Source organism: Leifsonia sp. Leaf336 (genome assembly GCF_001423695.1).
GTDB lineage: Bacteria > Actinomycetota > Actinomycetes > Actinomycetales > Microbacteriaceae > Leifsonia.
In genome coordinates, this window is record NZ_LMOZ01000002.1 from 165,987 (window position 1) to 191,477 (window position 25,491).

Here is a 25,491-nt window from a genome sequence, read left to right on the forward strand (position 1 = left end):
GGAAGGACGACATGCTCGAAGAACAGCTGATCCAGGCTGCCGGGTTCCGCAACGTCGGACCGGACGACGCCCCCTCGGGGTTCCAGCTGCGGGTGCGGAGCCCGTACTACCGCGGGCTCTGGGGCAACCTGATCGAGAAGCCGACAGTGACCGTCGACGGCGAGGAGTTCGGCGGGGACGACATCGTCTGGACCCTGCCGACCGGCGAGTACACCTTCGACGAGCTGCAGAGGTCGCCCGACGCGCGCTGGCCCATGGACGCGCCGGCACTGCTCACCGTTCCCAAACCCGGCGGGCTGACGCGCGGCATCCACGATGTGACGCTCGAGCTGCGCCTGCGCATGTCGTACATCCCCGAAGAGCTCCAGCCTTCGATCTGGACCACGAGCCGGAAGGCGGTGATCGTCCGATGAGCGCGCTTCCGTTCGGCCTGGGCGTCTCCCTGTACAGCTACACCGAGGACATCGGCGTCACGATGACGGTCGAGGACTGCATCGAGGACGTCGCGGACCTCGGCGCCACCGGGCTCGAGATCCTCGGCGAGGGCCACATCGCGGACTACCCGAACCCCTCCACCGCCTGGATCGACGCCTGGTTGGCCCGCAACGAGCGTCTCGGGCTCACCCCGACCCTGTACGGATCGTGGATCGACACGCGCCGGTTCCCGGGCCGCTCGATGACGGCCGCGGAGGGCGCCGCCCAGCTCGCGCTCGACCTGCGGCTGGCCGGCCGGCTCGGCTTCTCGTTCGTGCGTCCGAAGATCGGCGTGATCTCCGGCGATTTGCGGGTCGACCCGATCTGGCAGGAGGCGGTGGAGCGCAACCTGGAGCTCGCGGAGGAGCTCGGCATCGTCATCTGCCCCGAGATCCACTGGCCGACGGTCATCAAGTCCCCGGTGGTCGAGGAGTACCTGGAGTTCAAGGAGCGCACCGGAGGTTCGCAGTTCGGCCTGCTGATCGACACCGGCGTCTTCGACGTACAGCGCTACCGGCGGCGCGGCGGCAGCGCCGCCTTCCGGATGGGCGACGGGGGAGCGATGCCGCCCGACGTGCCGTTCGTGCCGGTGTCCGACCTCGCCGACGTGATGGAGCACACCGTGTACTTCCAGGCCAAGTTCTACGAGGTCGACGACGACCTGGTCGACCACTACATTCCCTGGCGGGAGATCATCGACGTCGTCGTCGCCTCCGGCTACACCGGCTGGCTGTCGAGCGAGTACGAGGGCCATCACGAGCCCTACCGTGCCGCCGACCAGCTGCGCCGGCAGCACGCCCTCATCCGATCCATCGCCGCCGAACGCGCGGCCGCCGCCCCGGCGCTCGCAGACGGGAACTGACCCATGCCCAACGGACTCATCGACGACGTGAGCCTGCGCGTCCACCCCGAGGGCGTCGCCCTCGCCCTCACCATCCCCTGGTACCGCAGCCTGTGGCTGTCGTCGGTCACCACGTTGCAGCTGACCCTCGACGGTGTGAAGGTGCCGGAGGAGGACCTCGCGTTCGAGCTCGACGGCGTGCGCTATCGCGTCGCCGACCTCCCTCAGCAGAGCGACGTGCTCTGGTACCTGCAGTGGCACCCGCTGCTGATCGTGCGGCGCGACCCGGCCGTCGAGCTCGGCGAGACGCACGAGGTCGAACTGCACGGCGAGCTGCGGCTGCCGTACATGCAGATCAAGCCGGGGGAGGACGGCGGCCCCGGCCTCTACGTCCCGAACGTCGTGCACCAGCGGCTGACGCTCACCGCGACCGACCACGACGCCCCGCCGCCCGCGCTCGTCACCGATGTGCCGCCGGCACCGGAGGCGACCGAGGCCGACCCGTTCACGCTGGGGCTGACGCTGTACTCGGCCAGCGCGGAGTTCCGGGCGGGCTGGTTCGACTTCGACGGCCTCCTCGACCGCGTGGCCGAACTCTGCATCGGCCCGGGCATCGAGATCGTCGCCTCCCAGGTGCTGCCGACCTACCCGGTCGTGTCCGACGAGTTCGTCGCGACCTGGCGGGAGGCGTTCGACCGGCACGGCTTCGACGCCAGCTCGTTCGGGGCCAACCTCGACATGGGCAAGCGGCGCGACCGCGACATGACGCCCGACGAGGAATTCGAGGTCAGCGAACTGCTGTTCCGCGGCGCGGCGAAGCTCGGCTTCCCGCTGGTGCGCATCCAGTCGGCCAAGCCCGCGCTGCTACGTCGCCTGCTGCCGATCGCCGAAGACCTCGAGCTGAAGCTCGCCTTCGAGATCCACGCTCCCCTCGGGCCGAACTCGCCGGAGATCGTGTCGGTGCGCGACCTCTACGCCGAGCTCGACTCGCCGCTGCTCGGGTTCGTGGCCGACTTCTCCTCGACCATGCAGAGCATGTCGCCGACGCTGCTGCGTGCGGTGCGGCGGGCGGGTCTCGACGATGCGGCGGTGCAGCGCCTCCAGGAGATCTGGGCGACCGACGCGTCGATGCGCGAACGCCAGCAGGAGTTCATCGGCTACCTGAACGGCCGCGGCTTCGACCCTGGGCGGCTCGGCGCGTTCGCCCACCTGGCGTTCAACATGCACGGCCACGTCGACCCGCACGAGTGGTCCGACATCATGCCGCAGATCCTGCACGTGCACGCCAAGTTCTACGACATCGACGAGAACGGCCAGGAGCCGGCGATCGACTATCCGGAGCTCGTGAAGGTGTTCGTCGAGGGAGGCTACCGCGGCTACTGGTCGAGCGAGTGGGAGGGGCACGCGTTCGCCGAGCTGGGGGAGGTCGACCCGCTCCTGCTCGTGCGCAAGCAGCACGACCTCATCAGGGCCAGCATGCGCTCGCTGCAGACCGCCCGGCGGTAGGGCGCTGTGACATCCCGAAGCGATCGAGGGGCACGTAAACGCCCCTAAAACGCCGCTTTTGGGGCGTTTACGTGCCCTTCGGCGGAGGGTTAGCTCAGGTGTGCTCGCCGGCGGCGACGATACGGCCGGCCTCCTCGAAGAGCCCGCGCATCCAGGTGTGCTCGGGGTCGTGCGTGTGCACCGGGTGCCACCACAGCGCGTTGACGATCGGCGTCGGGGCGAACGGGAGGCCGACCACGCGCACCGCGCCGGCACGCTGGGCGAGGGGCACCAGGGCCCGATGGATGATGCCGACGCGGCGGGTGCCCGCGATGAAGTGCGGGATGGCCAGGAAGCTCTCGACCACGACCTCCACGTTGGGCTCGATGCCGAGCTGCTGCACCTGGCGCTCCGCCGAGGTGAACGCCGAGCGCGACTGGTAGTTCATCACCCAGGGCAGCTTCGACATCTCGTCACGCGACAGCGCGTCGCCGACCTCGTCGTTGTCCTCGGCCACGATCGCGACCCAGTCGTCCTGCCAGAGGTCGACGAACGGCAGCTCGGTGAGGAAGCCGTGCGGGATGACCATGCCGTCCACCGAGCGGAGCCGGTTCGCCGCATCCTCGACGACGGTCGGGTTGTGCAGCATGAACCGGAAGTGCACTCCAGGCGCCTGCGCGGCGGCCAGCTCGGAGACCACGCGCCCGATGGTGGTGAAGCCGTAGTCGGAGCCGAAGATCGAGAACTGCCGCACCGACTCGGACGGGTCCCACGTCGCCTGGCTCTCGAACACCCGGCGCGCGGCCTCCAACGCGATCGTCGTGTGGTCGGCTAGGCGCAGCGCCAGCGGCGTCAGCTCGTACGTGTTGCCGCGGCGGGCGAGGATCGGGTCGTCGAAGTGGATGCGCAGCCGCGAGAGCGACGCACTGAGCGCCGGCTGGCTCAGCCGCAGACGCTCGGCCGCACGGGTCACGCTGCGCTCGGTGAGGAGCGCGTCCAGCGCGATCAGGAGGTTCAGATCGAGCCGCGACATCAGCGGATAGTCGGTCACGGCGGTGTGATCCTTTCCTACGCGGGCCAGGCGTTTTCACTATAACGACGCACTCAGTGCGGAGGAGCGCGGGCGCGGTATCGATCGCGTATCGACCCAGCTTATGTCTGGGATAAGCAGAACTACCGTTGTTTATCTGCTTTAGCACTGCGAAACTCGAATCGCCCCCGGAGGGCCGACGACACAGCCGCCGCCCTCATCGACAACGAAGTCTCAGAAGAGGTCAATCCGATGAAGCACACACGCAGGAGCCGCACTGCTCGGCTTGCCTGGCTCGCCATCCCCGTCGCCACGGGCCTCCTGCTCGCAGGCTGCTCCAGCAGCGGATCCACGGGAGGCAAGGAGCCGCAGACCATCACCTTCGCCTACGGCGCGACGAACGACCAGGACAAGGCGGCCTACGACAGCCTGGCCAAGGCGTTCGAGGCCGCCAACAAGGGGGTCACGGTCACGACCCAGAACCTCCCCGTCCAGAGCTACCCGACGACCATCGCCACCCGTGTGCAGGGCGGCAACGCACCCGACACGTTCTACGCGGAGGGCGGCACCGGCCAGTCCAACTCCATCCTCCCGTGGGCCAAGTCCGGGCTCGTGCTCCCGCTCGACGACGCGTCGATCAAGGCCAACATCCCCGACTCCGCGAAGAGCCTCTACACGTACAACGGCAAGATCTACGGCGTCCCGCTCGGCACTCAGCTGAACGGCGTCATCTACAACGACGAGCTCGCCCAGTCGATCGGCGTGAAGATCGACGCGACGACCAGCCTCGACGACATCATCGCCCAGTGCGGCAAGGCCCGCGCCGCCGGCAAGACGGTCTACGGCCTGGCCGGATCGACCTACCAGAACAACGGCATCCTCGCCGTCGCGCTCGCCACCTCCACGGTCTACGGCCCGAACAAGAACTGGAACGCCGACCGCGCCAAGAACAAGGTGACCTTCGCCGGCACCAAGGGCTGGACGACCGCGCTCGAGTCGATCAAGAAGATGTACGACGCGGGCTGCTTCCAGGACGGCGCCACCAGCGCCGGCTTCGACGCCCTGACCAACGGCGCGTCCTCCGGCAAGATCCTCGGCTTCTTCGCCCCGAGCGCCGCGGCCCAGCAGATCATGCAGGCGGCCGGCGGTCACGTGAAGCTCGTCGCCCTCCCGGTCGGCGCCCCGCAGGGCACCAAGACCTACCTCTCGCTGAGCGCCGACCAGGGCGTCACCGCGAGCGCCAAGACCAAGAGCCCGAAGCTCGCGACCGACTTCCTGAGCTACATCGTCTCGGACAAGGGCCAGGAGGAGTATTCGAAGCAGGTGGGCACCATCCCGGTGAACGTCGGCAACGACTCGACGCTGCTGCCGCAGTACGCCGGCATCAAGGACGAGATCGCGAAGAACGACACCCGCGGCTACGCGCCGACCGAGTGGCCGAACGCCAAGATCTACACCGATCTCGGCAACGGCGTGCAGGGCATCCTGACCGGTCAGATGACCGTCAAGCAGGTGCTGCAGCAGATGGACACCGACTGGGGTTGATCCGGTGACCCGGGCGGCCGACCCTGTCGAGGGCCGGCCGCCCGAATCCGGGTGGAAGGAACGAATCGATGACGACGCAGTCAGAGGTGCGGACGATGACGACGAAGACGCAGACCCAGACACCGTTGGCGGCGCCTCATCGCGCCCCCCGCACCAGGCCCTACCGGGTGAAGCTCGGCAGCTGGTGGTGGGCGCTCCCCGCACTGGTGCTGATGCTGATCGTCATCTACGCGACGACCATCGCCGGAGGGTTCTTCGCCTTCACGAACTGGTCGGGGCTCGGGGCGTTCGACTTCGTCGGCCTCCAGAACTTCGTCAAGATCTTCCAGACCCCCGAGCTGATCGGGTCGCTGTGGAACACGCTGATCCTGGCGTTCGGTTTCCTGGTCTTCACCAACATCTTCGGACTGCTGTTCGCGCTCGCGCTCAACCGCTCGCTCAAGTCGCGCTACGTGCTCAGGACCCTGATCTTCATGCCGGTCGTGGTCAGCCCGATCGCCGTCTCGTACATCTGGAAGTTCATCTTCGACTACAACGGTCCCCTCAACCAGGTGATGACCACGGTGGGCCTCCCCAAGCAGAACTGGCTCGCCGACCCGACGCTCGCGATCTGGTGCGTGCTGATCGTGATGGTCTGGCAGAACATCGGCTTCGTCATGGTCATCTACCTGGCCGGCCTCGCCACCGTGCCGATCGAGATGGAGGAGGCGGCCGCCCTCGACGGCGCCGGCGCCTTCAAACGTTTCCGGTACGTCGTCCTCCCGCAGATCCAGCCGTCGGTCGCGATCGCGACGACGCTGACGCTCATCCAGGGCCTGCGAGTGTTCGACCAGGTGGTCGCGCTGACGGGTGGAGGCCCGGCCGGCGCCACCCAGACCCTGGCGCTGGAGGTCTACCAGCAGGCGTTCACCTATCAGGAGTTCGGCTTCGGGGCTGCGCTGGCCCTCATCCTGAGCCTCCTCATCCTGGTCTTCTCCCTCGCGCAGCAGTACGCGACGCGCGATCGCTCGCTCAAGGAGGCGTGAGCCATGTTCCGCTACACCAAGAAGACACTCGCGATCGAGATCATCGTGCTGATCGCGGCGGCGATCATGCTGCTGCCGTTCTGGATCCTGCTGGTGGGGTCGTTCAAGACGCTGCCCGACATCCTGAGCTCGGCCGCCGTCGCACCGCCGACGAGCCCGACGTTCGACAACTTCATCCAGCTGCTCTCGCCGGCCTCGTCCTCCTCGGGCAACATCTGGGCGGGCCTGGCGTCGAGCGTGATCATCACCACCGGAAGCATCCTGCTGCTGGTCGGCCTCGGCTCGGTCGCCGCCTACGGCATCGCCCGCTCGACCAGCAAATGGAGCCGCCGGTCGTTCTACCTGTTCCTCGTGGCCATCATCCTGCCCACCCAGCTCGGCACGCTGCCGCTGTACATCGGCGCGCGCGACGTCGGGCTGGTCGGCAACCCGTGGGGCATGATCCTCATCTACACGGGGATGCTGATGCCGCTCTCGGTGTTCCTCTACGCGAACTTCTTCCGCAATCTGACACCGGAGTACGAGGAGGCCGCCGTCATCGACGGCGCGAACCGCTACCAGGTGTTCTGGAAGGTCGTCTTCCCGCTGATGTCGCCGGCGACCGGCACCGTGGCGATCCTCGCCGGCCTGATCGTGTGGAACGACTTCTTCACGTCGCTGATCTTCCTCAACGGCACGCAGTGGCAGACCCTCCCCGTCGTCATGTACAGCTACGTCGGCTCGCTGGTCTCGCAGTGGAACCTGATCTTCGCGGTCGTCATCGTCTCGATGATCCCGATCCTCGCGTTCTACGCGTTCGCGCAGAAGAAGTTCATCCAGGGCTACGCCGGCGGGCTCAAGGGCTGACCCCGCATGACCGACGCTCCCCGTTCCGCCCCCGACCTGGGGAACGGGACCTTCCGCAACCCGGTGCTGCCCGGCGACCGGCCCGACCCCGCTGTCCTGCGGGTGGGCGACCAGTACTACCTGACCTACTCGTCGTTCGACGCGTCGCCCGGGCTGACGATCTGGCGCTCGCCGGACCTCGTCAACTGGACGTTCGTGACCTGCGCGCTCGACGAGCCGCTCAGCACGGTGTTCGCGCCCGACTTCATCGAGCACGAGGGACGGTTCTACCTCTACATCCCGTTCATCCCGAGTGCGTGGTCGGACGCCATCCCCGAGCCGCAGATCTGGGTGATCCACGCCGACAGCCCGGAAGGGCCGTGGAGCGAGCCGGTCTACACCGGGGTCTCGGGAGCCATCGATCCGGGGCATGTGGTGGGGGAGGACGGCGAGCGCTACCTCTTCGTCAGCGGCATCCGGCGCTGCCGGCTGAGCCCGGACGGCCTCCACGCGCTGACGCCGCTTGAGCAGGTCTACGACGGCTGGCGGTACCCCGACGAGTGGATCACCGAGGCGTTCGCACTGGAAGGGCCGAAGCTGTTCCGCCGCGGCGACTGGTTCTACCTCGTGAGCGCGGTCGGCGGCACCGGAGGCCCGCCGACCGGCCACATGGTCATCGTCGCCCGGTCGCGTTCGGTGCACGGCCCGTGGGAGAACGCTCCGGGCAATCCGATCGCGCGCACCTGGTCGGCCGACGAGGCCTGGTGGTCGCGCGGTCACGCGACGATCCTCGACGCGCCGGACGGGTCGTGGTGGATGGTGTCGCACGGCTACGCCAACGGTTACCGCACCCTCGGCCGGCAAGCCCTGCTCGAGCCGATCGAGTGGACGGAGGACGGCTGGCCGGTGGCTTCGGCCGCCGACGTCGGCGCGCCGCTGCGGAAGCCCGTCGGCGCCTCCTCACCGGTCGCCGTCCCTGCGCCCTCCGACGACTTCGCCACTGCCGCGTGGGGTGAGCGCTGGGTCTTCGACAACCCCGGGACCGCCGAGTCGGCCCGAGCGCACTTCGGCGACGGGCTGACGCTGCGCGGCACGGGCACGACGCCCGCGGACTCCTCGCCGCTCACGACCTGGGCGATGGACGACGCCTACGACATCGAGGTCGAGCTCGAGGTGCGCGACGGGTCCACCGGCGGCCTCCTGCTCTACTTCAACGACCGGATGTTCTTCGGGATGGGCTGGGACGGCTCCGCGATGCAGAGCTACGCGGGCGGGATCCGCACGCACTGGCGCGAGCCGGCGGAGCCCGGCGACATCATCGAACTGCGCCTGAGGAACGACCACCACATCGTGACCGGCTGGCACCGGCGACCGGGGGAGGAGTGGACACGGCACGGCGTCCGGTACGACACCTCCGGTGCCCACTCGGCGACGATGAACGACCTGAAGAGCCTGCGTCCTGCGCTGTTCGCGACCGGAGACGGCGAGGTCGTGTTCCGCAGGTTCCGCTACCGGCCGATCGGCGCGGAGGCACGGCGATGACCCTCGAGCGCCTCCGCGACGTGGTGACCGGTACCGTCCCGAACGCGATCATGCCCCTGTTCTGGCAGAAGGGCGGCCCGGTGGAGGTCGTGCGCGAGGAGATGGAGCGCATCGCCGACGCGGGGATCGGCGCCGTCATCCTGGAGGCGCGACCGCATCCCGAGTTCCTCGGCGACGGCTGGTGGCGCGACGTGGACGCTGTGCTCGAGATCGCCCGCCGCCGCGGCATGACGGTCTGGTTCTTCGACGACGACACGTTCCCGACCGGGCACGCGGGCGGGGCGGTGGAGGCCGCGCCCGCGGAGCTGCGCCGGCGCTTCCTCACCGAGCGGCACACCGACGCGGTCGGTCCGGCGCGCGGCGCCTCCTTCATCGTCGAGCGCCGCAAATTCTGGGGCCCGGAGGCCGCACAGGAGCCGGGCCAGCTGCTGCGGGTGCTCGCCTACCCGCGCGCCGAGGACTCCGACGAGCTCGTCGGCGACCCCGTCGACCTGACCGACCGGATCGTGGACGGCGTGGTGCACTGGGACGTCCCCGACGGCTGGTGGCGGGTCTTCTTCCTCGCGGTCGGCGAAGGCGGCGGCAGCGAGCCGCACGCCAGGCACATCGACTACCTCGACGCCGGCTCCACGCAGCTGCTCATCGACACGGTGTACGAGCGCATCCACGCGCGCTACGCCGACGAGTTCGGGACCACCATCGGCGGGTTCTTCAGCGACGAGCCCGGGCTCTACAACGACCCGGACACCTTCGACTTCGACTCGCGGCTCGGCAAGCCGGTGCCGCTGCCGTGGAACGACGCGGTCGCCACCGCGTTGTCCGATCGGCTCGGCCGCGACGCGACCCCGCTGCTGCCGCTGCTCTGGATGCCGGCCGGCGGACGCGAGCGCGAGCTCCGCTACGCCTACATGGACACGGTCTCGCGGCTCTACTCGGACAACTTCGGCCGGCGGCTCGGCGACTGGTGCCGCGCGCACGGCGTCGAGTACATCGGGCACGTCATCGAGGACAACGGCTCGCACGCGCGGCTCGGCCCGGGAGCCGGGCACTACTTCCGGGCGATGGCCGGTCAGGACATGGCGGGCGTCGACATCATCGGCGGCCAGGTCGTGCCCGGGTTCTCCCGCGGGCCGTTCGGCAACCTCGGCGGCGCCGCCGACGGCGAGTTCTTCCACTTCGGGCTCGCCAAGCTCGCCTCGTCGGCCGCTCACCTGGATCCCCTCAAACACGGCAGGGCGATGTGCGAGACGATCGGAGCGTACGGCTGGTACGCCGGGCTCCGGCTGTTCACCTGGCTGACGAACCACCTGCTGGTGCGTGGTGTGACGCACATCGTGCCGCACGCCTTCTCGCCCGCGCCGTTCCCCGACCCGGACTGCCCTCCGCACTTCTACGCACGCGGCAACAACCCGCAATACCCGCACCAGCACCTGCTGAGCGCCTACACGAACCGCCTGAGCCACCTGCTGCAGGGAGGCGCGCATGTCGCCCCGTTCGCCGTGCTCTACCACGCGGACGCGGAATGGCTGGGCGACGCGATGCCCTCCGAGCGGCCGCTGCGGCTGCTGATGGAGGCGCAGCTCGACGCCGACATCGTGCCGGCCGACGCCCTCCCCACCGCCGGCGCCGACGGGTCGCGGCTGTCGGTCGGCGACGAGACGTACGACGCGCTGATCGTTCCGGGAAGCGCCTACCTTCCGTCACACGTCGCGCGCGAGCTGCTGCTGCTCGACGACGCGGGTGTGCCGGTGGTGTTCGTGGGTTCGGTTCCCGACGTCGCGGGCAGCGGCGGCATCGACGCGAACGCGCTGAAGCTCCGGTTCCGTCCGGTGTCGCAGAAGCGGCTGGTCGACGCGGTCTCGGCGATGACCGACCGCGCCGTGCGGCTCGACCGTCCGGCGGCGTCGCTGCGGGTGCTGCGCCGCGACCTCGGCGACGCGGATGTGATCATGCTGGTGAACGAGTCGGTGCGGGAGGCCGTGCGCACGACGGCGACCCTCCCGCGCGCGGGAGAGGTCGTCGCCTTCGACGCGGTCACCGGCACCCTCGCGGAGGTGCCCGGGGTGAGCGACGGGCGGTCGACCTCCGTCGGCCTCGACCTGGGACCCGGGCAGTCGCTCGTGCTGCTCGTCGGCTCGCCCTCGGCCTGGGAGGGCCTGCCAGTCCGGCCGGCGGCCGAGCGCGGCGCCCCCGTCGAGCTCGCACCGACGTGGGCGGTCGCCATCGCGACGGCGGGGGAGCCGACGTACGCCGAGTGGAGCGAGCTCGACGTCCTCCGGCCGCTCAGCGACCCCGACCTGCTGCCGCGGTTCAGCGGCACGGCGCGGTACACGGCGTCGTTCGACTCCGAGGGAGTCGCGGCCGAGCACGTCCTCGAGCTGGGCGACGTCTTCGAGCTCGCCACCGTGCGCCTCAACGGCGTCGACCTCGGCACCCGGATCGCGCCTCCCTATCGCTTCGACGTGCCGGCGGGCGTGCTCAACGGGAGCAACATGATCGAGATCGAGGTGACGAACACGCTCGCCAAGGCGCAGCCCGACTTCTTCTCCGCGTTCGCGCAGCAGGAGCCCAGTGGGCTGCTCGGCCCCGTGACGCTGGCGACGGTGACCAGGAGGTCTGCCCCATGACCGGCAACCGCGTTGCGTTCGAGCACTTCTGCGAGCTCTTCTACACGCAGAAGCGGGTCGCCGACGCCTTCGCGTTCCTCGTAGCCGACGACTACCGGCAGCACAACCCCAACATCGTCGACGGTTCCGCCACCGCGGTGGAGGCGCTGACGCCGAAGTTCGACGGGAGCCCGGACGCGCGCTTCGAGATCCAGCGGATCCTCGTCGACGGCGACCTGGCGATGGTCCACGTCAAAGCTTCCCGACCCGGTGCGCCCGACGCCGCGGTCGCGGACATCTACCGATTCGAGAGCGGCCGGATCGTCGAGCACTGGGACGTTTTGCAGCAGGTCCCCGTGCATGCCGCCCACGACCATCCGATGTTCTGAACAGGAGAACCCATGTACGAGCTCGCACCCAACATCGAACTGCTCTTCACGGAGGCCGGCGACTACCACGACCGCGTGCGTGCGGCCGCGGCGGCGGGCTTCGGCGCCGTGGAGATGTGGGGACCGACCGGCGTCGACGCGCCGTCGACGCCGAAGGACCTCCCCGCCCTCAAGGCCGCACTGGAGGAGACCGGCACGAAACTCACCGCCCAGCTCTCGGAGCCGCGCACCCAGTTCATGATTCCGCCGTGGGACCACAGCGAGTTCTACCGCAAGCTCGACGAGGGCGTCGCGATCGCGCAGGACCTCGGCTGCCCGCGCATCGTCGTCGGCAGTGGCACGGGCTTCGGAGGCTGGAAGCGGCAGGTGCAGCTCGACAAGCTGGTCGAGATCTACCAGAAGGCCGTCGCGCAGATCGACGGGTCGGGCATCACGCTCGCGCTGGAGCCGGTCAACATCCGCGTCGACCACCCCGGCTCGCTGCTCGACCGCACGGCGGAGGCCGTCTACGTGGCGCGCGGTGTGGACTCGCCGTTCTTCGGGGTGCTCTACGACATCTACCACTCGGCGGTCGAAGGCGAGGACATGGCGGCGGAGCTCGCGAACGCGGGCGACCTGATCGCGTACGTGCAGCTCGCGGACGCCCCGGGCCGCGGCGAGCCGGGCTCTGGCGACCTCGATTGGGCGGACCGCCTCGGCATCCTCCGGGCCTCCGGCTACGACGGGCCGATCGGGCTCGAGTACTACCCGACCCAGGAGTCGGCGGCCTCCGTCGCGCTCATCCGCGAACTGGCGGCGGCGGCATGAGCCGCTATCCCGACGCGGTCGACGTCGTCATCGTCGGCAGCGGGCCCACCGGCGCCGCGTACGCGCGCATCCTCAGCGAGGAGGCGCCGGGCGCGACCATCGCGCTGTTCGAGGTCGGCCCGACGGTCTCGGAACCGCCGGGCGCGCACGTGAAGAACATCGAGGACCCCGCCGCCCGCGCCGAGGCGCAGGAACGCTCCGAAGGCCCCGGTGCCGGCGCCGAGACCGTGAGCTCCCCGGGTGCCGTGACCTCCGGCCAGCGGCGTGGGCGGCCCGGCACCTACCTGCTCGACGAGGGCTATCAGGAGCCGGGCGAGGACGGCATGCCGGTCGCCGCCTTCTCCAGCAACGTCGGCGGGATGGGTGCGCACTGGACGGCCGCCTGCCCGCGCCCCGGTGACAGCGAGCGCATCGCGTTCCTGCCCGACCTCGACGCCCTCCTCGACGAGGGTGACCGGCTGCTCGGCGTCACCACCGACGCGTTCGACGGCGCCCCGTTCACGGCCCTGGTGCGGGAGAGGATCGCCGCCGCGGTCGACGACGGGCGCCCGGCCGACCGGCGCGTGCAGCGGATGCCGCTCGCGGTGCACCGTCGCGACGACGGCCGGCTGGTGTGGTCGGGCTCCGACGTGGTCTTCGGCGACGCGACGCGCGCCAACGAGAACTTCACGCTGTTCGACGAATCCCTCGTCACGCGTGTGCTGCTGGAGGGCGGCCGGGCCTCCGGGGTGGAGGTGCGCGACCGCCGCACCGGCGACCTCCGCACCGTGCGCGCGCGCTTCGTCGTGGTCGCCGCCGACGCGTTGCGCACACCGCAGGTGCTGTGGGCCAGCGGGATCCGGCCTCCCGCCCTCGGCCGGATGCTCAACGACCAGACGCAGGTCGTCTACGCGACGCGCATCCGCGACGCCGAGAAGGTGGCGGCGGCCGAGTCGTCGCAGGGCGGATCCTCGGGTGCTGCCTCCGGCGAGGTCGGGACGGACGAGATCATCGACGGGGCGATCAGCGAGCGCAGCGGCGTCACGTGGGTGCCCTACACCGACGAGGTGCCGTTCCACGGTCAGGTGATGCAGCTCGACGCCTCCCCGATCCCGCTCGCCGACGACGACCCGGTGGTGCCGGGCTCGATCGTCGGGCTCGGGCTGTTCTGCGCCAAGGACCTCCAGTGGGAGGATCGCGTCGCCTTCAGCGACGACGAGCTCGACTGGTACGGCATGCCCGCGTTGCGCCTCCACTACACGCTCACCGACCGCGACCATGCCGTGCTGGAACGCGCGCAGGCCGAGATCGTGGAGTTGGCGAAGGCGGTCGGCGACCCCATCGGCGACCGGCCGTTCACCATGCCGCTCGGAGCCTCCCTGCACTACCAGGGCAGCGTGCGGATGGGGGAGGCCGACGACGGCCGCAGCGTGTGCAGCCCCGACAGCGAGGTGTGGGAGGCGCCGGGCGTCTTCGTCGCCGGCAACGGCGTCATCCCGACGGCGACGGCGTGCAACCCGACGCTGACCTCGGTCGCGCTCGCGGTCAGGGGCGCTCGCCGCATCGCCCGGGAGCTCGCTGCCGTGTGAATCGGCCGCAAGCCCTTGCCTTATGTATCAAAACGACATTAGTGTGTAGAAACACGGAGAAAGTCAAGGAGGACTCGTGATCCCCGATCGCATCATCGAGCAGGGCACGCTCACGACCACCGGCACACGTGCCGCGGTCGAAGTGCGCATCCCCTGGTACCGCGCGCTCCCGGCGTCCTGCATCGCAGGCGCCACGCTGTCCATCGACGGCGTGCCTGCTCCGGTCGAGACGCTCCGCTGGGAGCTCAACGGCCGCGAGCGCACCTTCGCCGAGATGGCCGACGACACCGAGTCGTGGTGGTTCCCGCTCGACTCCGCGGTGCTCTCCGGTGACGTCCCGGTGGCGGCCGACGGCGAGCAGCACGAGGTCGCCGTCGACCTCACCGTGTACATCCCGTACATCATCATCGGCGACGACGAGGTGCTCCACATCGAGGAGCACGACACCAAGACCATGAAGGCGGTGGCGGCATGAGCGACTCGACCTCCCGCCTCGGATCCCCGATCCAGGGCGTGACCCTCTACAGCTTCACGCGGGCGTTCCACGGCCGCGAGTACGACCTCGAAGGCCTCATCCGCAAGGTCGCCGCCGACGGGTACGGTCCGGGGCTGGAGATCATCGGCTTCTCCAGCTTCCGCGGCTTCCCGACGATCGACGACGCGTTCGCGGGCTGGTTCCGCGACCTGGTCGCCGAGGTCGACCTCGTGCCGACGTCGCTGGCGATCAACGCCGACATCGGCATCCACCGCGACCGGCTACTGAACCAGGACGAGCTCATCGAGTACATGCGCCGCCAGATCGAGGCCGCGGCGAAGCTCGGTTTCCCGATCGCGCGGGTGCAGATCTCGATCACGCCCGACTCGATGGCCGCGCTCGCGCCGATCGCCGAGCAGTACGGGGTGACGCTCGCGCTGGAGGTGCACGCCGACCAGTACGCCTCGCACCCGCGCATCCTCGCGCTGCGCGACCGGTACGAGAAGGTCGGCTCCCCGTTCCTCGGCTTCACCGCCGACTGGGGCGCGACGACCGTGGGCTTCGCGCCGTCGCTGCTGGAGGCCTACCGCCGCCGCGGCGCGACGGACGAGCTGCTCGGCCAGGTCGTCGACCTCTGGAACGAGTTCTACGAAGCGGGCCCTCCCGCCGACCAGGCCGACCACGGCCAGCGCTTCGGCCGGTTCATCGGCCTCGCCGCGCAGAACGGCCGCCCCGACCTCGGCATCGACTTCGCCATCAACGGCACCGGGCTCTTCGGCCCGGCCCGCGTCGACGACTGGCTCGAGATCATGCCGTGGATCAAGCACGTGCACGGCAAGTTCTTCGGCATCGACGAGAACCACGAAGAGCCGTCCGTTCCGGTGCGCGACCTCATCGCGCTGCTGACGCAGAACGGCTACAACGGCGCGATCTCGAGCGAGTACGAGGGCTGGCACTGGAACTACTGGCAGTCGCCGTTCGAGATCATCCGCGACGAGCAGGCCGTGCAGCGCTCGGCTGCGCAGAACGCGGGGAGCCGGATGGTCACCGACGCCGCGGAGGCCCGCCTCCAGCTGTCGCAGTGGCTGCCGACCACCGAAGGAGCAAGCGCATGACCACTGAGAGCATGAGCACTGGCGAACCGGACGGCATCGTCGGCACCGGCATCAAGCTGGGCACGACCCTCTACTCGATGACGAGCGAGTTCGCGGCCGGCCTCTACACGCCAGAGACCCTGATCGCCTCGGTCGCCGAGAACGGCATCGGCCCGGGCGTCGAGTTCAACATCGCCCAGTTGCTGCGCACGTACCCCGACGTCGATGCGGAGTTCGAGAAGCTCTGGTTCGACTCGCTCGAGAAATACGAGCTCGAGCCGAGCGCCGTCGGCACCAACCTCGACATGGGCCGTCGCAAAGACCGCGACATGACGCCGGACGAGGAGCACGACTTCCTCGCCCGGCAGCTGAAGACCGCGCACACGCTCGGCTTCAAGCGGGTCGTCATCCGCTCGGCCGGGCGCGAGCTGCTGCGCAGCCTCCTGCCGCTGGCCGAGAAGTACGACCAGCGGCTCGGCTACGAGATCCACGCGCCGCAGGGCCCGAACGACCCCAAGGTCGTCGGCATCCGCGAGCTCTACGACGAGCTCGGCAGCGACCGGCTCGGCTTCACCGCCGACTTCTCCTCCACGATGCACAGCCTGTCGCCGACGCTGCTGTCGCAGCTGGCGAAGATGGGCCTCGACGAGAAGCACTTCGGCGTGATGGACGAGATCTGGCACGAGCCGACGCCCATGCACGTGCGCAACCAGAAGTTCGAGGACTACCTCACCGGCGAGGGCGTCGACCCGGCGCGCTTCGGCCCGTTCACCCGGCTGGCGTTCAACATGCACGGCCTGGTGCCGCCGGAGGAGTGGCTCGACATCATGCCGCAGATCTTCCACGTGCACGCGAAGTTCTACGACATCGACGCGGAGGGCCATGAGCCCGCCATGGACATCCCGCGCATCGTGCGCCAGTTCGTCCAGGGCGGCTACCGCGGGTACCTCTCCAGCGAGTGGGAGGGTCACGCGTTCCAGGACCTCGGGGAGGCCGACCCGATCGACCTCGTCAAGAAGCAGCACGCGCTCATGCGGCGCACCATCGAAGACGCCGTCGCCGGCGTCCCGGCCTGATCCGCGAAGGAGCACGTCAGCCATGTCAGACACCGTCGCCGAGACCACCGTCTCGGAGCTCGTCGCCGAGGTCGCGCGCCTCCGCGAGGAGGTCGCGGCCGCGCGGGGCCTCGCCCGCCGCGCCGCCGACCGCGGCGAGATCGAGAACCTCTTCAGCCGCTACATGTACCTGCACAACGCGTTCGAGGACGAGCAGATCATTCCGCTCTGGGTGAAGGAGGGCACGGAGGGCATCCGTGCCCGCTACACCAACGCGGGCCAGTACACGACCTACGAGAGCGTCATCCGGTACCACCAGGGGCGCCCGAACCCGGTCGGCAAGCTCATCCTGCACGCCACCACCACGCCCGTGATCGAGGTGGCCGCCGACGGCGAGACAGCCAAAGGCGTCTGGCTGATGGCCGGTACCGAGTCAGGCCTGACCGACCCGGTGGTCGCCAAGGACAGCCCCGACTTCATGTACTCGGCGGGCGAGGTGCAGGGCAAGAAAGTCTGGGCGCACTGGGTCTGGTGCAAGTACGCCATCGACTTCCTCCGCCAGGACGGCGAGTGGAAGATCTGGAAGTTCCGCTGCTACGAGCTCGCCCGCGCGCCGTTCGAGGAGAACTGGGTCAGCTTCGGCGAGAAGAACCAGGATGCCTTCGACCTCGACCTGATGTACTTCGGCGACGACGGCAAACCCGTGTTCATGCCGCCGGCGGACGAGCCCGTGCCGAGCGAGAACCACCCGTACAGCCCGAGCACGGTGCAGACGCTCGAGCCCGCGCCTCCGGTCCCGCACGACACCTTCACCGACACGTTCAAGTAGGAGACGCTGATGGCCACACACAACTCGCTCTTCGCCGAGAGGGACGTCCGGCGCACGGCCGACGGCATCGCCGTCTCGGTGCAGCTGCCCTGGTACCGCAGCCTCTGGCTGTCCGCCGTCGACGACGTCGCCGCGACGGTCAACGGCGTCGCGATCCCGCGCGACGACCTCCGCTTCGAGCTGAACGGACGCAGCTACCGCATCGACGAGCTGCCCGAGCAGACCGAGACCCTCTGGTTCGTCGCCGACCGTCCGGACGTCGTGATCCCGCTGGGCCACGCGCCGGCGGCCGGCGAGAAGCTCACGGTGGAGGTCGTGCTCACGATGCGGCTGCTCTACATGCAGATCATGCCGGGAGTCGACGGCGGCCCCGGCCGGTACGTGACCAACCGCGTGCCCGTCGAGCGCGAGCTGGTGCTGGCATGACGCTGCGGGTGGCCATGATCGGCTACGGGTTCATGGGCGCGGCCCACTCGGTGGGCTGGCGGCAGGCGCCGCGGGTCTTCGACCTCCCCGACACCGTCGAGATGGCCGTAGTCGTCGGCCGGAACAGCGATGCTGTCGCCCGCGCCGCCGAGCAGTGGGGCTGGGCCGAGTCGGCCACGGACTGGCGGGAGGTCATCGCCCGCGACGACATCGACCTCGTCGACATCGTGACGCCGGGCGACTCGCACGCCGAGATCGCGATCGCGGCTCTGGACGCCGGCAAGCACGTGCTGTGCGAGAAGCCGCTCGCGAACAGCGTCGAGGAGGCCGAGGCGATGGCGGCGGCCGCCGAGCGCGCGGCCGGGAACGGCGTGCGCGCGATGGTGGGGTTCACCTACCGTCGCGTGCCCGCGGTCTCCCTCCTGCAGGACCTGATCGCCCGCGGCACGATCGGCGAGGTGCGCCAGGTGCGCGCGGCCTATCGTCAGGACTGGCTGGTCGACCCCTCCGTCCCGCTCGGCTGGCGCCTCCAGAAGGAGCACGCCGGCTCGGGTGCGCTCGGCGACATCGGCGCGCACATCGTGGACATGACGCAGTTCGTGACCGGCCGGCGCGTGACGCGTGTGTCAGGCACGGTCGAGACGATCGTCGCCCGACGGCCTCTGCTCCGTGAGCGGACCGGGTTCGCCGGCAGCTCCACGGGCGAGCTCGGGGAGGTGACGGTCGACGACGTCGCGATCTTCACGGGCAGGCTCGACGGCGGCGCCCTCGTCTCGTTCGAAGCCACGCGCTTCGCGACCGGCCGCAAGAACGCCCTCACCATCGAGGTCTCGGGCTCTGATGGCGCACTGGCGTTCGACCTCGAACGCCTCAACGAGCTGCGGTACTACGACCGCAACGCGCCGGGCGAGCTGCAGGGGTTCACGACGATCCTGGTCACCGAGCCCGAGCATCCCTACGTCTCGGCCTGGTGGCCGCCCGGCCACATGCTCGGCTACGAGCACGGCTTCTCCCACCAGGTGGTGGACTTCGTCACGGCGATCGCGCATGGCACCGAGCTCGACCCGACGTTCGATGACGGCCTGGCGGTGCAGCGTGTGCTCGCGGCGGTGGAGGCCAGCTCGGCGAACGATTCGGCGTGGGTCGCGGTCGAGGCCGCGGTGCCCGCCCACCCATAGAGGAGGAACGTCATGCCCCGACCGATCACCCTGTTCACCGGCCAGTGGGCCGACCTCCCGTTCGAAGAAGTGGCCCGGCTCGCCGGCGAGTGGGGCTACGACGGACTCGAGATCGCCTGCTGGGGCGACCACCTCGACGTGTCCCGATGGAACGACGCCGACTACGTGCGATCGCGCAAAGACATCCTGGAGCGCAACGGCCTCCAGGTCTGGACGATCTCCAACCACCTCGCCGGGCAGGCCGTCTGCGACGACCCGATCGACGAGCGCCACCGCGACATCCTGAACGACCGGGTGTGGGGCGACGGCGACCCCGAGGGCGTGCGGCAGCGCGCCGCCGAGGAGCTGAAGCTCACCGCCCGCATGGCCGCGGCGCTGGGCGTGAAGACCGTCACCGGCTTCACCGGGTCGTCGATCTGGAAGGCCGTCGCGATGTTCCCGCCGGCCTCAGACGAGTGGATCGCCGCCGGTTACCGGGACTTCGCCGACCGCTTCCACCCGATCCTCGACGTCTTCGAGGAGGTCGGCGTCCGGTTCGCGCTGGAGGTGCATCCCTCCGAGATCGCATACGACTACTGGACCGCGAAGGCGACGCTGGAGGCCATCGGCCATCGCGAGAGCTTCGGGATCAACTTCGACCCCTCGCACTTCATGTGGCAGCAGCTCGACCCGGTGGCGTTCGTGCTCGACTTCGCCGACCACATCTTCCACGTGCACGTGAAGGAGTCGGTCACCAACCTCGACGGCCGCAACGGCGTGCTCGGCTCGCACCTGCCGTGGGCGAACCCGCGCCGCGGCTGGACGTTCGTCTCAACCGCGCACGGCGAGGTGCCGTGGGAGCCGATCTTCCGCGCGCTCAACTTCATCGGTTACACCGGACCGACCTCCGTCGAGTGGGAGGACGCCGGCATGGACCGCCTCCAGGGCGCCCCGGAGGCCATCGCCTTCGTGCGCGAGCTCAACGCGATCACCCCGCCCGACGCGGCCTTCGACGCCGCCTTCTCGACGAAGGCGGGCCGATGACGGAGGTCCTCGACGCGCTCATCCTCTCCGGCCATATGACGCGGGAGCACGACAACGAGCACCGCAGCTTCCGCCAGCACAACGTCTGGCTGACGCAGCTGCTGGAGGACACCGGGCGCTTCCGGGTGCGGGTCGTGGAGGACCCGCGCGGCCTCGGCGCCGAGATCATCGACAAGTACGACGTGGTGATCGTGGTGTTCGAGGGCCGGGACGGCTATCACGAGAAGGCGGTCGGCTTCGGCCCGGAGACGGACGCCGCGCTGCTGAAGTTCGTGCACGACGACGGCAAGGGCATCGTCTGGTTCCACGGCTCGGCCGCGCAGGAGGACGACTGGGGCTACCCGGACGAGTACAACACCCTGCGCGGCTCGCGGCTGACGGTCGCGGGCGGCCTGCGGCCGCGTCCCTGGGGCGAGGCACAGCTCGACACCGTGGAGCCGCGACACCCGATCACCGACGGCATCAGCGCGCGCTGGACCGTCACCGGCGACGACATCCTCACCGGCGTCGAGATCCTCGACGGCGCCCAGGTTCTGCTCACGACCTACGACGACCTGGAGTCGTACGAGAAGGCGCCGGTCTGGCCGATGTCGCACTACCCGGTGGCGATCCCGGAGGAGGGGATCGCCGCCCTCCCCGGCATGAACACCGACCAGCCGATCGCCTGGATCAACGAGTACGGCGCCGGCCGCTCGTTCACCATCACGATCGGGCACGACATCGACACGTTCCGCCGCATCGAGTTCATCCGGATGTTCCCGCGCGGCGTCGAGTGGGCCGCGACGGGCGCGGTGACGCTCGCCGGCCCGGACCGTCGGGGGGAGCGCCGCTTCCTCCCCTGGCCGTATTACAACCGCGAAGGCTGAGCCGCCTAGGCGTCTTCTAGAGGGAGGCGCTGGCCAGCGCGAGGTGCGCGCGCGTCTGCTGGGTGGGGTCCTCGTCCAGCCACTCATGGCCTCCCCACTCGCTGCAGAGCGTGCCGGCGAAGCCGGCCGCGGCGTCTCGCAGGAGCGCGCCGAGGTCGCGCAGCGGCCGGGAGACGCGGTCGTCTGCGTCGTCGAGGTCCCAGAACTTGAGGTGGAACGCGCCGATGAGCGGGAGGATGCCGCGCAGCGCCTCCACCGGCGAGCGGCCGAATCGCACGAGCAGGTTCATGTACAGCGCGTGCGCAGCGGGAGGCACGGCGCCCGATCGCAGGTGGGCCACGACGGCGTCGAGCGTCTCCGGCTCCAGCCACGCGTCGGTCAGCCGTGCCCGTAGCGCGTCCGGGATGTGCGGCGCGAGCGCCGCGAGGTAGGTGACCGGGAGCGCCGGCATCAACATGCTGGTGTCGATGAGCAGCCGGACGCGGGGATCGTCGAATTCGGCGATATCGTCCATCGCCCGAGCGACAGCCGGTGCCTCCGGTGTCTGCTGCCCCTGGGCTTCCTCGTAGAGCGTCAGGTCGAGCTCGTGGAGCACGGGCTGCACGCGACGCAGCAGCGCGGGGCCGGCCTGTCCGAGCGGCAGCCGCACTCCCTCCGCCCCGAGGTCATGCGCGGTGCGCAACTGGGGGAGGAGGAAGGCGAGCCGCTCGTCGTCGTCGCGCCGCCTGGTGGGACTCACCCAGTCATCGAGGCTCGCGCCGACGATGCCGACCCGGCCGCCCGCGGCGGCGATCCGATCGCGGAGGTCCGCGGCCTCCGCCGGGGGTGTGATCGGGAACGACCTCCACAGCTGGCCCGGTTCGAGCTCGACCACGCGTGAGACTCCGGAGGCCACGATGCCGACCGCGATGTCGGCGGCCGGCCGCTCGGCGCGGATGACCTCTGGCGTCCAGTTGAAGGCGCTGGCGGCGAGCGTCCACGGCGTCTCGGCGACGGCCTCCAGGCGTCGCTCGCCCGCGAAGTCCAGCACCAGCGGTGCATCGGGCCCGGCCGGGAGGTACGGGATGAGCAGCCGGAACGACACGGCGACACTGTGCGGGCCGGCGGAGAGCGGGCGGCGGCCGCGCAGGGCGAGCCGGTCTTGCACGAACCACCAGCCGTCGCCGTCCGGCACGTCGACGGCGCACTCCTCGCCGTCGAGGTGGAGGCGCACCCCTGACACGCTCGACAGCGGCAGCGACCGGATCCACGGCAGGCTCACGTGCACCGCGAACCCGTCGACGGAGGCGGTGAGCGCGTCGTCACGCAGGATCGGCAGGGTCATGGCACTCTTCCTCCGGCTTATGTAGGAAAGCTACACGCTTCTACTCGAATCCGAAAGAAGAATGCTTGCGTGAAATATCGGGTGACTACGTCACCCGACGGATGACCGAGATTCAGATGCGCCAGCACCGTCTTCGTGCCCTCCGCTGACCCGTGAATGCCTGGGAAGACATGGCGAGAACGTCATCAAGCCGACCGCCGAACCGGGCCGTCGAACCAGTGGCCCGCTGTCTGCTCGCGCGTTGCCGCGCTGTCGACGTCCGGTTGAGTAGAACGACGCGTCTAGCGCGACGGATGACAACGGAGGGGGCGTACATGCGAATGGTTCGGACGCTGACGACTGCGCTGCTGGGCGCCGTGCTAATTGTCAGCCTGTCGGCCTGTTCGTCGATCGGAAGCCGGCTCATGAAGCCGGACCCGCCCGTCAAAGAGCTGCAGCGTGACTCCGCGCTCTACTTCCGCGACGAGTGGCAACCGAACGTGGAGAAGGTCCGATTCACCCGCGATGGAAGCAGGCCGGGCCTGGGGGCCACATGGTGTGTGAACGCCGTGGCCACCATCGAGGGCAGTGACTACTACGTGATCATCGGGCCGAACAGCGGACCGGGCTTCGTGGGCGGCACGGGCGTGCCGCCTGAGGCGCCGACGCCCGCGCCGCACCTGCCGCTGACGGTGATCTACAGCGACGGAACGTCGGAGGTGATCGAGTGACGGCCTCTGGTTCCGCTGGTCGTTCGAGAGACCGCGCCAATGTGCGCACGCGTCTAGTTCGAGCAATGGCGTCCGCCCTGCTGGGCGTCGTGCTGATCGTTGGCCTGTCGGCCTGTTCATTGATTGGAGATCGCCTCATGAAGCCAGACCCACCCGTCAAAGAGCTGCAACGAGATTCTGCGCTCTACTTCCGCGACGAGTATCAACCCAACGTCGAGAAGGTCCAATTCACCCGCGAGGGCGATCGGCCTGGGCTCGGTGCCCCATGGCGAGTAAATGCGATCGCAACGGTCGAGGGCAGTGACTACTACGTGATCATCGGGCCGGACACCGGTCCGTCGTTCGTCGGCGGCACCGGCGTGCCACCCGAAGCGCCGACCCCTGCGCCGCACCTCCCGCTGACAGTGATCCACAGCGACGGAACCTCGGAGGTGATCCAATGAGCACCGCCGAAGAATTCAGGGACCTGGCGAGTAAGGCATATGACGTAGACCGACTACAGCAGGATCCTCCGTTGAGTGTGGGCGAGGAGTTCACTGCCGGTAGCGGCACCCGCAAGCAGAAGTATCAGGTGATCGACACCGAGGCTCACGCGGCGAACGGCTTCCAGGCGATGGCGGTGGCGCCGGTGGTGGATGGTGCGCCGGATCTGTCGCACATCGTGGTGTCGTATGCGGGCACGAACCCGGAACACCGGGCCGACATTCTGGAAGATGCTGAGACCGTCGTGGGGATCACGCAGGGCCCGTTCAGCCAGGCGGCCGATGCGCAGCGGTTCGCGGACCGAGTGAGCAAGGCGCATCCCGAGGCGAGCATCTCCACGGTCGGGCATTCGCTGGGCGGGTTCCTGGCACTGCTGGTGGCGGCCGAGCACGGCTGGGAGGCGACGACGTTCAACGGGCCCGACCCGTGGCAGTGGCTGTCCCCGGAGGCGAAGGACCGGTTGGATGCCGACAGGCGGGCCGGCCGCACCCGGATGACGAACTATGTGATCGAGTGGGACCTGATCGCCAACCTCAACCCGCACCGCACGGGCGCTGCCGTGTTCCTGACCGCCAAGCCGGGCCTGGACCCGTTGACCTATCACAACCTCGGAAAGGGCAAGGAGTCGGTATTCCAGTTCACCGACGGTGAACTCCTGGGGGTCGCCGCGCACGGCCGACGCTATGAGGACATCCTGGCCAACCTGGTGGACTCCTTCGTCCCCGGCATCTCCGAAGCCGTTGCCCCCGCACTGCTGATGCTGGCCGGAGCCGCCGGTAATCCGACCGCACGGCGGACCGTGGGCAAGAACGCGTCCGCGGCCCTGGTCGCGGTCAACACGGTCTCCGCCCTCGGCCTGGCCGCCAGCATCGCCGCGACCGCGGCCGCGCTGACCGAGATCAAACGGGCCAACGCCCGGATCATCCCCCGGATGGAGGAAGGCCTGCTTGCGGCCAAGAACGCCGCCGCGGGCCTGCCCACGATCACCGCCTTCGACATCGAGCAGTGCATCGACACACACCGCCTGCACGTCCACCAGAACGTCGACGCCGACGCCATCCGCGCCGTCGACGAACAAGTCGACCGCCACCTCGTGCGAGTCGGCCAACTCTCCGACGGCATCATCGCCTCCGTCCGCCACACCATCGAACAAGACGCCGAGTGGGCCATCACCTTCGCACAGGACCTCTAGAAAAGACTCACATTCTTGGATCCCGCAGACTTCGTACGCGACCTCTTCGCCGGCCTCGACCGAGAGGTGCAGACCGGCTATCAGGAGGTGAGCGACTGGATCGAGGCCCAGGTCCACGGTGCAGCGGTTCAGCTCCTGGACGCCCTGGTGCCCCCGATCGTCCACACCAACAACACCGCCCTGAAGATCAGCGAGTCCGCGATCGTCGGCTCGGCGAGTGCCGGCGTCGAGTTCACCCTCAACACCGCCGATCTCAGTAACACCGTGCTCGCCGGTGCGGTCGCCGACACGGTGCGGCGCGGCGTCGGCGAGCTGCAGTCGCAGAGCGACTACGGCAAGGGGGTGAACAGCCTCGCATGGTGAGCTACCGATCCCTGGCCGAGCTGGAAGACGCCCAGGACCAGGAACGCGCGACAGCACGCAGGAGAATCGAGACGGCCGAGCAGTACATCGGCCACTACCGCTCCCGCATCGACCAAGTGCGTGAGGCGTTCCACCGTATCGGTGCGCAGGAGGGCGTCGCCGATGACCCGGTCTTCCGGGAGCAGCTGCAGCGCGTGTCGGGTACCGCCGCAGAGAATGTCGCGTACGCGGGCCGCAAGGTCGGCGAACTGGAGGAGGAGTACGACGAGATGCTCAGAGAGCATGACGAGCAGCGCGAACGCTTCCGGTCAGAGCACCACGACGACTACTGACAGC

Annotated in this window: 26 protein-coding genes; 24 read left to right on the top strand and 2 right to left on the bottom strand. The window is 69.3% G+C overall.

What is annotated here, in order from left to right; genetic code table 11:
* Window positions 1–11: 11 nt before the first annotated feature.
* The 3 genes from ASF88_RS20940 to ASF88_RS09750 are packed head-to-tail and all read left to right on the top strand — an operon-like array spanning window position 12 to window position 2,821.
* Window positions 12–413, top strand: coding sequence for a C-glycoside deglycosidase beta subunit domain-containing protein (locus ASF88_RS20940; protein ID WP_235493391.1), 402 nt, complete (start codon window positions 12–14; stop codon window positions 411–413).
* Window positions 410–1,336 carry a sugar phosphate isomerase/epimerase family protein gene (locus tag ASF88_RS09745; RefSeq protein ID WP_235493392.1) on the top strand — a complete coding sequence of 309 codons (927 nt, stop codon included), beginning with the start codon at window positions 410–412 and terminating at the stop codon, window positions 1,334–1,336. Before ASF88_RS20940 ends, ASF88_RS09745 begins: the two co-directional genes overlap by 4 nt.
* Before the next feature lie 3 nt (window positions 1,337–1,339).
* A complete protein-coding gene (locus ASF88_RS09750) occupies window positions 1,340–2,821 on the top strand; it encodes a C-glycoside deglycosidase beta subunit domain-containing protein (protein ID WP_055917377.1) in 1,482 nt (493 codons plus the stop codon).
* A 94-nt stretch (window positions 2,822–2,915) separates the two neighbouring features.
* Here the strand turns inward: ASF88_RS09750 and ASF88_RS09755 are convergent, their stop codons facing one another.
* Window positions 2,916–3,851: a LysR family transcriptional regulator gene (locus ASF88_RS09755; RefSeq protein ID WP_055917380.1), complete on the bottom strand. Its 936-nt coding sequence runs from the start codon at window positions 3,849–3,851 to the stop codon at window positions 2,916–2,918.
* A gap of 231 nt (window positions 3,852–4,082) precedes the next feature.
* On the opposite strand from ASF88_RS09755, the gene ASF88_RS09760 reads away from it, so the two are divergent.
* The 16 genes from ASF88_RS09760 (at window position 4,083) to ASF88_RS09835 (ending at window position 21,083) form a co-directional block, all read left to right on the top strand.
* Window positions 4,083–5,375 (top strand): ABC transporter substrate-binding protein, encoded by a 1,293-nt coding sequence (locus ASF88_RS09760; protein WP_055917382.1) that lies wholly within the window; start codon window positions 4,083–4,085, stop codon window positions 5,373–5,375.
* 68 nt (window positions 5,376–5,443) lie between these two features.
* A complete protein-coding gene (locus ASF88_RS09765) occupies window positions 5,444–6,400 on the top strand; it encodes a carbohydrate ABC transporter permease (RefSeq protein WP_235493393.1) in 957 nt (318 codons plus the stop codon).
* 3 nt (window positions 6,401–6,403) lie between these two features.
* Window positions 6,404–7,246: a carbohydrate ABC transporter permease gene (locus tag ASF88_RS09770; protein WP_055917385.1), complete on the top strand. Its 843-nt coding sequence runs from the start codon at window positions 6,404–6,406 to the stop codon at window positions 7,244–7,246.
* A 6-nt stretch (window positions 7,247–7,252) separates the two neighbouring features.
* On the top strand, window positions 7,253–8,767 hold the full coding sequence (locus tag ASF88_RS09775) for a family 43 glycosylhydrolase (RefSeq protein WP_055917388.1): 1,515 nt from the start codon (window positions 7,253–7,255) through the stop codon (window positions 8,765–8,767).
* Entirely contained in the window at window positions 8,764–11,394 is a 2,631-nt protein-coding gene (locus ASF88_RS20345) for a glycosylhydrolase-like jelly roll fold domain-containing protein (protein ID WP_055917391.1), read from the top strand. The genes ASF88_RS09775 and ASF88_RS20345 overlap by 4 nt, the downstream gene beginning before the upstream one ends.
* Window positions 11,391–11,762, top strand: coding sequence for a nuclear transport factor 2 family protein (locus tag ASF88_RS20350; RefSeq protein WP_055917394.1), 372 nt, complete (start codon window positions 11,391–11,393; stop codon window positions 11,760–11,762). The genes ASF88_RS20345 and ASF88_RS20350 overlap by 4 nt, the downstream gene beginning before the upstream one ends.
* A gap of 12 nt (window positions 11,763–11,774) precedes the next feature.
* Entirely contained in the window at window positions 11,775–12,569 is a 795-nt protein-coding gene (locus ASF88_RS09790; RefSeq protein WP_055917397.1) for a TIM barrel protein, read from the top strand.
* Window positions 12,566–14,137 (top strand): GMC oxidoreductase, encoded by a 1,572-nt coding sequence (locus tag ASF88_RS09795; RefSeq protein ID WP_055917400.1) that lies wholly within the window; start codon window positions 12,566–12,568, stop codon window positions 14,135–14,137. The genes ASF88_RS09790 and ASF88_RS09795 overlap by 4 nt, the downstream gene beginning before the upstream one ends.
* Before the next feature lie 76 nt (window positions 14,138–14,213).
* Complete coding sequence (locus ASF88_RS09800) at window positions 14,214–14,612, top strand: C-glycoside deglycosidase beta subunit domain-containing protein (protein ID WP_055917403.1); 399 nt, start codon at window positions 14,214–14,216, stop codon at window positions 14,610–14,612.
* Window positions 14,609–15,727 (top strand): sugar phosphate isomerase/epimerase family protein, encoded by a 1,119-nt coding sequence (locus ASF88_RS09805; protein ID WP_055917406.1) that lies wholly within the window; start codon window positions 14,609–14,611, stop codon window positions 15,725–15,727. The genes ASF88_RS09800 and ASF88_RS09805 overlap by 4 nt, the downstream gene beginning before the upstream one ends.
* Window positions 15,724–16,782, top strand: a complete 1,059-nt coding sequence (locus ASF88_RS09810; protein ID WP_235493394.1) for a sugar phosphate isomerase/epimerase family protein — start codon at window positions 15,724–15,726, stop codon at window positions 16,780–16,782. Before ASF88_RS09805 ends, ASF88_RS09810 begins: the two co-directional genes overlap by 4 nt.
* 22 nt (window positions 16,783–16,804) lie before the next feature.
* Window positions 16,805–17,590: a nuclear transport factor 2 family protein gene (locus tag ASF88_RS09815; protein WP_055917409.1), complete on the top strand. Its 786-nt coding sequence runs from the start codon at window positions 16,805–16,807 to the stop codon at window positions 17,588–17,590.
* Window positions 17,591–17,599: 9 nt separating this feature from the next.
* Window positions 17,600–18,016, top strand: coding sequence for a C-glycoside deglycosidase beta subunit domain-containing protein (locus ASF88_RS09820; RefSeq protein ID WP_055917412.1), 417 nt, complete (start codon window positions 17,600–17,602; stop codon window positions 18,014–18,016).
* On the top strand, window positions 18,013–19,194 hold the full coding sequence (locus ASF88_RS09825) for a Gfo/Idh/MocA family protein (RefSeq protein ID WP_082518884.1): 1,182 nt from the start codon (window positions 18,013–18,015) through the stop codon (window positions 19,192–19,194). The genes ASF88_RS09820 and ASF88_RS09825 overlap by 4 nt, the downstream gene beginning before the upstream one ends.
* 12 nt (window positions 19,195–19,206) lie before the next feature.
* Entirely contained in the window at window positions 19,207–20,217 is a 1,011-nt protein-coding gene (locus ASF88_RS09830; RefSeq protein WP_055917415.1) for a sugar phosphate isomerase/epimerase family protein, read from the top strand.
* Window positions 20,214–21,083 (top strand): ThuA domain-containing protein, encoded by an 870-nt coding sequence (locus tag ASF88_RS09835; RefSeq protein ID WP_055917418.1) that lies wholly within the window; start codon window positions 20,214–20,216, stop codon window positions 21,081–21,083. Before ASF88_RS09830 ends, ASF88_RS09835 begins: the two co-directional genes overlap by 4 nt.
* Before the next feature lie 16 nt (window positions 21,084–21,099).
* Here the strand turns inward: ASF88_RS09835 and ASF88_RS09840 are convergent, their stop codons facing one another.
* A complete protein-coding gene (locus ASF88_RS09840; RefSeq protein ID WP_235493395.1) occupies window positions 21,100–22,407 on the bottom strand; it encodes a restriction endonuclease subunit R in 1,308 nt (435 codons plus the stop codon).
* Window positions 22,408–22,727: 320 nt separating this feature from the next.
* On the opposite strand from ASF88_RS09840, the gene ASF88_RS09850 reads away from it, so the two are divergent.
* The 5 genes from ASF88_RS09850 (at window position 22,728) to ASF88_RS09870 (ending at window position 25,487) form a co-directional block, all read left to right on the top strand.
* Window positions 22,728–23,117, top strand: a complete 390-nt coding sequence (locus ASF88_RS09850; protein ID WP_157498299.1) for a hypothetical protein — start codon at window positions 22,728–22,730, stop codon at window positions 23,115–23,117.
* A 65-nt stretch (window positions 23,118–23,182) separates the two neighbouring features.
* Complete coding sequence (locus ASF88_RS09855) at window positions 23,183–23,560, top strand: hypothetical protein (protein ID WP_157498300.1); 378 nt, start codon at window positions 23,183–23,185, stop codon at window positions 23,558–23,560.
* Complete coding sequence (locus ASF88_RS09860; protein WP_157498301.1) at window positions 23,557–24,792, top strand: hypothetical protein; 1,236 nt, start codon at window positions 23,557–23,559, stop codon at window positions 24,790–24,792. The genes ASF88_RS09855 and ASF88_RS09860 overlap by 4 nt, the downstream gene beginning before the upstream one ends.
* Window positions 24,793–24,807: 15 nt before the next feature.
* A complete protein-coding gene (locus ASF88_RS09865; protein ID WP_055917430.1) occupies window positions 24,808–25,155 on the top strand; it encodes a hypothetical protein in 348 nt (115 codons plus the stop codon).
* Window positions 25,152–25,487, top strand: coding sequence for a hypothetical protein (locus ASF88_RS09870; protein WP_157498302.1), 336 nt, complete (start codon window positions 25,152–25,154; stop codon window positions 25,485–25,487). The genes ASF88_RS09865 and ASF88_RS09870 overlap by 4 nt, the downstream gene beginning before the upstream one ends.
* The last annotated feature ends 4 nt before the right edge of the window (window positions 25,488–25,491 follow it).

Coding starts and splice junctions, on each gene's coding strand:
- ASF88_RS09830 (WP_055917415.1), top strand. CDS start 19,207: ATGCCCCGACCGATCACCCTGTTCACCGGCCAGTGGGCCGACCTCCCG.
- ASF88_RS09860 (WP_157498301.1), top strand. CDS start 23,557: ATGAGCACCGCCGAAGAATTCAGGGACCTGGCGAGTAAGGCATATGAC.
- ASF88_RS09825 (WP_082518884.1), top strand. CDS start 18,013: ATGACGCTGCGGGTGGCCATGATCGGCTACGGGTTCATGGGCGCGGCC.
- ASF88_RS09795 (WP_055917400.1), top strand. CDS start 12,566: ATGAGCCGCTATCCCGACGCGGTCGACGTCGTCATCGTCGGCAGCGGG.
- ASF88_RS09810 (WP_235493394.1), top strand. CDS start 15,724: ATGACCACTGAGAGCATGAGCACTGGCGAACCGGACGGCATCGTCGGC.
- ASF88_RS09745 (WP_235493392.1), top strand. CDS start 410: ATGAGCGCGCTTCCGTTCGGCCTGGGCGTCTCCCTGTACAGCTACACC.
- ASF88_RS20940 (WP_235493391.1), top strand. CDS start 12: ATGCTCGAAGAACAGCTGATCCAGGCTGCCGGGTTCCGCAACGTCGGA.
- ASF88_RS09770 (WP_055917385.1), top strand. CDS start 6,404: ATGTTCCGCTACACCAAGAAGACACTCGCGATCGAGATCATCGTGCTG.
- ASF88_RS09815 (WP_055917409.1), top strand. CDS start 16,805: ATGTCAGACACCGTCGCCGAGACCACCGTCTCGGAGCTCGTCGCCGAG.
- ASF88_RS20345 (WP_055917391.1), top strand. CDS start 8,764: ATGACCCTCGAGCGCCTCCGCGACGTGGTGACCGGTACCGTCCCGAAC.
- ASF88_RS09805 (WP_055917406.1), top strand. CDS start 14,609: ATGAGCGACTCGACCTCCCGCCTCGGATCCCCGATCCAGGGCGTGACC.
- ASF88_RS09790 (WP_055917397.1), top strand. CDS start 11,775: ATGTACGAGCTCGCACCCAACATCGAACTGCTCTTCACGGAGGCCGGC.
- ASF88_RS09855 (WP_157498300.1), top strand. CDS start 23,183: ATGGCGTCCGCCCTGCTGGGCGTCGTGCTGATCGTTGGCCTGTCGGCC.
- ASF88_RS09765 (WP_235493393.1), top strand. CDS start 5,444: ATGACGACGCAGTCAGAGGTGCGGACGATGACGACGAAGACGCAGACC.
- ASF88_RS09835 (WP_055917418.1), top strand. CDS start 20,214: ATGACGGAGGTCCTCGACGCGCTCATCCTCTCCGGCCATATGACGCGG.
- ASF88_RS09750 (WP_055917377.1), top strand. CDS start 1,340: ATGCCCAACGGACTCATCGACGACGTGAGCCTGCGCGTCCACCCCGAG.
- ASF88_RS09820 (WP_055917412.1), top strand. CDS start 17,600: ATGGCCACACACAACTCGCTCTTCGCCGAGAGGGACGTCCGGCGCACG.
- ASF88_RS09775 (WP_055917388.1), top strand. CDS start 7,253: ATGACCGACGCTCCCCGTTCCGCCCCCGACCTGGGGAACGGGACCTTC.
- ASF88_RS09850 (WP_157498299.1), top strand. CDS start 22,728: ATGGTTCGGACGCTGACGACTGCGCTGCTGGGCGCCGTGCTAATTGTC.
- ASF88_RS09840 (WP_235493395.1), bottom strand. CDS start 22,407: ATGACCCTGCCGATCCTGCGTGACGACGCGCTCACCGCCTCCGTCGAC.
- ASF88_RS20350 (WP_055917394.1), top strand. CDS start 11,391: ATGACCGGCAACCGCGTTGCGTTCGAGCACTTCTGCGAGCTCTTCTAC.
- ASF88_RS09760 (WP_055917382.1), top strand. CDS start 4,083: ATGAAGCACACACGCAGGAGCCGCACTGCTCGGCTTGCCTGGCTCGCC.